Consider the following 6,802-nt stretch of genomic DNA (forward strand, 5'->3'; position numbering starts at 1 on the left):
TCGTCCCGTGTGGGATTACAAGACGGCCGTATTCCGAAGGTGTCAAAAGAGAGCTTTCTATATGTACATGCGAATCGATGAGTCCGGGAATCACCCTCGCACCTTCAAGGTCGATCTCTTTTATCCCCGAATAGTCTCCTTTGCCGATTACGATCCCGTCACTCACCGCAAAGTCGCACAGGTCCCATTTACAGTCGAACGGACAGAAAAGTTCGGCATTCAGAAATACGATATCCGCAGGCGCTTTCCCCAGCGCCACGGGCAGCAAATCTTTTGCGGCTATTATTTCACCTCAATATTCCTTATCACCGCAGAGCTGCGCCTGCCGTCTTCAAGGATATACAGGTATAATTTATAATTCCCCGGTTCAAGTTCGACAGGAAGGCTGTAGGTGTTGTCGCCCGGTTCCAGCGAGACAAAATTGATATACCTGCCCGCTTCCACCTGCCTGAACCCGGCGAGATCGAAGACCGTAACCTGCACCGAAACGTCCGCCGGCTCTCCGTCATTGATAATCTCGATATCGAGAGAGCCGTTGTCGTATGCCACGTCGCCGAATGAATATGTAAGACAGCCGCAGCACATAACAGCAGTCGCCACCAGGATAACAGGGATTGCAGCTCTCATACCAACCTTGCACAAAGACATTATGTGAATTAGCTCAAGAATCTTTAAAATTCTTTTTATGGGAATGCCGGACGGATCTCCAACCGAAGCTGATATTTAACATGAAAATCCGGATCAGGACACTTTAGATCCCCGATCCTGGTTCCGATAAACTTTTTGGCTCTTTGCTGTCTCTGTGGTATCCCTGATTTATTTTCCGGATATTAAGTTTCTGCATACATCCACTCCCGGGCATAGTTCAGAACCCTTTCTGGAGTTAACTTGTTCCGTACGCGTTATGAGCTTACCGCATCTTTCCGTTCAGGGGATACTCGTCTATCCCCTGAGCGGCCTATCGCAAGGAGAGGCCCCGCGGTAGGGGCCGATCCGCGAGCCTGCTGTGCAGCTCGCGGCGAGGGGTTGTCTGATTTGGATATGTTAATACGTTAAGATCTCACTCCGGCGACCCCGGCACCGGCGGCCGAGCCGCCGGACGGCCCCTGCCCAGGGGCCTTGCCTTAAGATAATCTTCCAACGGCACGCCCGGGGACCGGCAGGGGTCCCCGGACTGTTGAAGTTAGTTTTTTTCCCGGTACTTCTTTCCGTACACGCCTTGAGTACACCGCGTCCCGCCACGCAGGGGATACTTGTCTATCCCCGGAGTGGCCTATCACAAGGAGAGGCCCCGCGGTCGGGGCCGGTCCGCGGGCCTGCAGTGCGGCTCGCGGCGAGGGGTTGCCAAAGATGTGATCGAGGGATACCACAGCTCTTTGCTCTCTCATGTCTTACTCAGGCGACCCCGGGCTGTTTATTTGGTTTAACATGAAAATCACGTCGTGATTTACATGAAACAGTGCATGAAACCTTTGTTTCATAAACGCTTTTATTAAAGTTCCCATATAATGATTTATATGAAGGGGGAATCTGAATTTCCATAATTACATTTGCCCATCATAAAGGAGGAACAGGAAAAACCACATCCTGTATAAATATTGCAGGATTTCTACAGAAAAAGGGGGAGAAGGTTCTTGTTATCGACTGCGACCCGCAGGCCAACGCCACCTCGGGTCTCGGAATAAACCCTGACGAATGCAGCGTAAATATGTACGATGTATATATGAATGCATTCGAGGGTTTTCCGGACGTATCCATAAAGGATATCATCGTCGAAACCGAATCGGGGATTTCACTCGCTCCGGCTTCCCTCGATCTCGTAGGCGTAGAGCCGTATCTCTACAGTATCGACGACAGGCTGACTGTGCTGAAAGAATCGCTGAAACCGGTAGAAAACGAATACGATCACATCCTGATAGACACTCCGCCGAGCCTGGGGCAGTTTGTCCTCAACGGCTTCATTGCTGCGGACCGGATCATAATCAACCTCGACAGCGGGATGTTCGCACAGAAAGGAGTAGACAACCTGAAAGCGATCTTTGAAGATATCAAAGAGATTACGGGACGGCGGAAGAGCGCCGACATGGCAATCGTCACGAAGACCGGAGATCTGCACGAGACGAAATCCTCTTTCCAGGAGATCGCCCTTATAATAAAAAAGATGCTGAAGGCGGCAGGCGAAGATGAAAATACCGAAAGAGAGAAGGAGATCGAATCCATGCTCTCATCATTTGCAGGCAGAACATGCTCCGTGCCCTACGACTACAATATAATAAAGGCACAGCTGAAAGGACTGCCGATATCGCATCTTTTCCCCGACAGCCCCGCGGCAGCAGCCTACAGGGAGATTGCAGAAATAATCAGCGTTTGGTGATATTATGGAAAAAGAATATAATAATTCCAAAAGACCGGGAAGAAAGGCACTCTTTGTCGGTGCTACAGCCAGACCTGCCTCCGCACCTGAGATTAAGAGCGAAGATCCGGGCAGGGAATTTACCGCCCTGGTCCTTGAGACGATAGACAGGTTTTATTCGGGAGAAAAAGAGGCCAGGATTCAGGCTGAGAATGTCCCCGGAGAATATACCCCTGCGGCAGATTCGATAAACGGTCTGCTCGACACCCTCGCATCCTCGGCCCCGGGAGCAGGCGAAGGAAGTTCAAGTGAACTCGAATCGCTGTTAAAAGATCTTGAGGAAAAACTCGGCTCTTCAGAAGAGGAACTGGAAACTGCAAGAGAGGAAGTATCCAGGCTGAACGATATAATAAAGCAAAAAGAAGACGAGGTACCGGAGACCCCCGAAGCAGACTTAAAGGAACTTGAAGACAGGTATAATTCCGAGATTGAAGAATTAAAGCAGAAGATCCTCCTAAAAGAAGAAGAGAGCCTGAAAAGAGCTGAAGAGATCCGGGCAGAACTCGAAGAGAAATATGATGCCGGGACCGAAGAACTGAAGCAGACGATAGCCCAAAAAGAAGAGAGACTACATGATCTCGAATCCGGATTAAAAAGGGCGGAAGAAGAGAAGAAACAGCTCGCCGGTCAATACGAAGACAGAATTAAACAGCAGGCCCAAAAGACTTCCGGACTTGAAGAGACCAACGGAAGGCTCTTAAAAGAGATAGAGAAATTAAAAACTGAATCCGGAAAGATCGACGAATTAAACAAAAAAATCGCCCAGAAAGAGGAAGAGAACCGTGCCCTCCATGCCAGGATAACGGAAGCGGAAGAAGACAAAAAGAAACTCGTCAGGCAGAGCGGAGAGAAGATCGAACAATGCACGAACCGGATCGCCATTCTCGAAGACGAAAATAAAAAACTCTCTGAGAAACTCAACGAACTCTCCCTGAAAGAAAAAACAGAAAAGGAAGAGATAAGAGCAAAAATCGCCGAAGTCGAGGCTTTGAAGCAGAGATCCGAGACGATCGTCCAGCAAAACCCGATGCCTATCCTCCTGATGAACGCGGGATTCGATATACTCGTTGCAAACTCGGCATATGAAGAGATGAGCGGAATCTCCCTGCATAAAATTACGAAGATGAATGCAAGAAATTTCAAGATATTAAAGCAGGAAGGCGAAGGTCTCGGGTATGCAGTCAAGAACAAGACCCGTGCCAAAGGCGAGATAGAGATTGAGATGCCGTCGGGAGTGCATATTCTCGAACAATACTCGATTCCCATATTAAACAATAATAAAGAGCTCAAAAATATCCTGGCGGTTTATAACGATATTACCGAAATAAGAAGAAAGGATGCAGAAATAGAGGAGATCAGGCAGAAAGAGAAAGAGGAGGCAAAAGTTCTCTCGGAAAGCGCCGATATTATCACCGAAAAGATGATCGGTATGACATCTGGCGACCTGACTGTAAAAGCAGAGATATTTGAAGGAGACCCCCTTGCGGTCCTGAAGACCAACTTCAATAAATCTGTCGAAGAATTCAGGGACCTGATCTCCGACATCAATGAAAAGGCAAATATCCTTGAAGGAACATCCGAAGAGCTCAGTACGAACAGCGACGATATAGCGAGGGCAAATGAAAACCTTGCCCTGGTATCGGAAGAATCCGCCGAGTTCCTTAAAGACCTCATGGACAGGTTCGAAAAGATCAACCTCAGCATCTCCGACCTCTCGGCTTCTATAGAGGAGATCTCGAGCACATCACAGGAGGTTACGAAACAGGCGAACCAGGCGGCGGTCGAAGGAAAGAATGCGGCTGAAATAGGCAGGGAAGCCTCGGAAAAGATGGAAAATGTCGGAAAGATCTCACAGCAGAGCGTAACCGAGATCAATCTCCTCAACCAGGAGATGTACAAGATCAACGAGATCATAAAGCTCATCAGGGGCATTGCCGAACAGACTAACATGCTCGCATTAAATGCAGCTATCGAAGCCGCGAGGGCAGGAGAACACGGACGCGGGTTCGCTGTTGTTGCAGGAGAAGTCAAGAATCTCGCCGGCGAATCAAAGGAAGCGACGCAGAAGATCGAACAGCTGATATCCGGAATCCAGCAGAACAGCGACAAGACTGTAGAATCCATGAGACATGCCGACGAGGAGATACAGTCTGGCATTAAAAGTGTAAATCAGGCCGTAGAAGCGCTCAACAACATAGCACGGGACATTGAAGTGGCTTCAAGAGGCATCACGGAGATCTCGCACGCGACCGAAACGCAGGCAAACGATATCAATGCATTTATGAGAAACATCGAGGAAGCCAATGCCCTCGCCAGCGGCAACCTTGAAAAGCTTGAAGGAATGGCCGCTATGGCAGAGGAGATCAGCGCAACCACCGAGGAAGTGGGAAGCATATCCCATGAGATGCACGATCTCTCCTCGGACCTTCAGAACACGATGAAAAAGTTCAGGATGGATTAAATTCCTGTCAAAATTCCATAACTTATTATTTTTAAAAGCATAACTAAAATTAAAGGTTCTTTCATGGAGGATAACGATTTTCTTTTGCTCAAGAGAAGTATTGAAAGGCTTCTCGCAATACAGTGCGGATCATACAAGGAAGACTACATAAAGCGCCGTGTGCTGTCCCGGATGAGGATTCGGGGAAAAGAGAACTATAAAGATTACAACACCGTCCTTGTCGCGGAAAAGGACGAGCAGGAGGCGCTCAGAAACGCACTTACAATAAATGTCACGAAATTCTGGAGGGACAAAGAGGTCTTCGACCTGATAAAGAGCGACATTATTCCCGATATAATAAGAAGAAAGGGAAAAGCCAGGATCTGGAGTGCAGGATGTTCGACCGGAGAAGAGCCTTACACTCTCGCCCTGATCGCATACGATCTCACACGCCTCAAACCCGACTCTCAGGTTACAATATACGCAACCGACATCGACAGGGAAGTCCTGAAGAAGGCTAAAGAGGGGATATACGATTCGAAATCGCTCGAAAACCTGTCCGAAGGCCAGATAAGAAGGCACTTCACCCAGATTGAAGACGGAAAATTCCAGGTCAAGCAGCACCTGAAGGACATGGTGCGGTTTTCATGGCACGACCTCATGAGCGGAAAACCTGCCGCAAATTACCTGGACGTCGTTACATGCCGCAATGTGACTATTTACTTCACGGAGCAGCAGAAGAACGATCTCGCAAAGATGTTCCACCCGGCACTTGTATCGGACGGCTATTACATCATGGGAAAAACGGAATTCATGGCAAGAGAACTTGAGAGCCTCTATAAACCCTACAATGCACTTCAAAAGATATACAAGAAAGCGTAAATCTGCTATAAACGGGTCCCTTTAGATTCCTCATCCCTTTCTCAGGCGACCCCGGGCACCGGCGAGGGTCCCCGGACTGTTGAAGTTAGTTTTTATAGAAACGTTTTTTGGGATATTCCATTCCGTACACGCCTTGAGTACACCGCATCCCGCCACGCAGGGGATACTCGTCTATCCCCGGAGTGGCCTATCGCAAGGAGAGGCCCCGGGGTCGGGGCCGGTCCGCGGGCCTGCAGTGCGGCTCGCGGCGAGGGGCCGTCTGATTTGGATATGTTAATACATTTAGATCTTACTCAGGCGACCCCGGCACCGGCGGCCGAGCCGCCGGACGGCCCCTGCCCAGGGGCCTTGCCTTAAGATAATCTTCTCACGGCACGCCCCGGGGACCGGCGAGGGTCCCCGGACTGTTGAAGTTAGTTTTTTTCTCTGGTACTCCGTACCGTACACGCCATGAATCCACCGCGTCCCGCCACTCCGGGGATACTCGTCTATCCCCGGAGTGGCCTATCGCAAGGAGAGGCCCCGCGATCGGGGCCGGTCCGCGGGCCTGCTGTGCGGCTCGCGGCGAGGGGTCGTCGACAATGCACCTGATAGATATCTGATCAGATCGTCTGATTTGGCCATGTTAGTATGTTCAGATCTTACTCCGGCGACCCCGGCACCGGCGGCTGAGCCGCCGGACGGCCCCTGCCCAGGGGCCTTGCCTTAAGATAATCTTCTCACGGCACGCCCCGGGGACCGGCAAGGGTCCCCCGGGCTGTTTTATTTATTTTGCTACGACAGGTTCCTTTCCGTACACGCCTTGAGTACACCGCGTCCCGCCACGCAGGGGATACTCGTCTATCCCCGGAGTGGCCTGTCACGATAGAGAGGCTCCGGGGACCAGCGAGGGTCCCCGGACTGTTGAAGTTAGTTTTTTTTCCGGTACTTCTTTCCGTACACGCCTTGAGTACACCGCGTCCCGCCACGCAGGGGATACTCGTCTATCCCCGGAGTGGCCTATCACAGAGAGAGGCCCCGCGGTCGGGGCCGGTCCGCGAGCCGGACAGGCGGCTCGCGGCGAGGGG

4 protein-coding genes and 1 pseudogene are annotated in these 6,802 nt (G+C 50.6%); 3 read left to right on the forward strand and 2 right to left on the reverse strand.

Annotated features, from left to right (window positions below; translation table 11 throughout):
• A pseudogene (locus METPAY_RS09690) lies at positions 1-259 on the reverse strand (adenine deaminase); the annotation flags it as partial.
• A gap of 23 nt (positions 260-282) precedes the next feature.
• Positions 283-648, reverse strand: coding sequence for a hypothetical protein (locus METPAY_RS09695; protein WP_157199056.1), 366 nt, complete (start codon positions 646-648; stop codon positions 283-285).
• A gap of 895 nt (positions 649-1,543) precedes the next feature.
• Here METPAY_RS09695 and METPAY_RS09700 point away from each other — a divergent pair.
• The 3 genes from METPAY_RS09700 to METPAY_RS09710 all read left to right on the forward strand — a co-directional run bounded on the left by METPAY_RS09700 (position 1,544) and on the right by METPAY_RS09710 (position 5,735).
• Positions 1,544-2,374, forward strand: a complete 831-nt coding sequence (locus METPAY_RS09700; protein ID WP_281174099.1) for a ParA family protein — start codon at positions 1,544-1,546, stop codon at positions 2,372-2,374.
• 4 nt (positions 2,375-2,378) lie between these two features.
• Complete coding sequence (locus METPAY_RS14270) at positions 2,379-4,874, forward strand: methyl-accepting chemotaxis protein (protein WP_052418763.1); 2,496 nt, start codon at positions 2,379-2,381, stop codon at positions 4,872-4,874.
• A 63-nt stretch (positions 4,875-4,937) separates the two neighbouring features.
• A complete protein-coding gene (locus tag METPAY_RS09710) occupies positions 4,938-5,735 on the forward strand; it encodes a CheR family methyltransferase (RefSeq protein WP_048151908.1) in 798 nt (265 codons plus the stop codon).
• Positions 5,736-6,802: the final 1,067 nt, after the last annotated feature.

Source organism: Methanolacinia paynteri, assembly GCF_000784355.1.
GTDB classification, from domain to species: domain Archaea; phylum Halobacteriota; class Methanomicrobia; order Methanomicrobiales; family Methanomicrobiaceae; genus Methanolacinia; species Methanolacinia paynteri.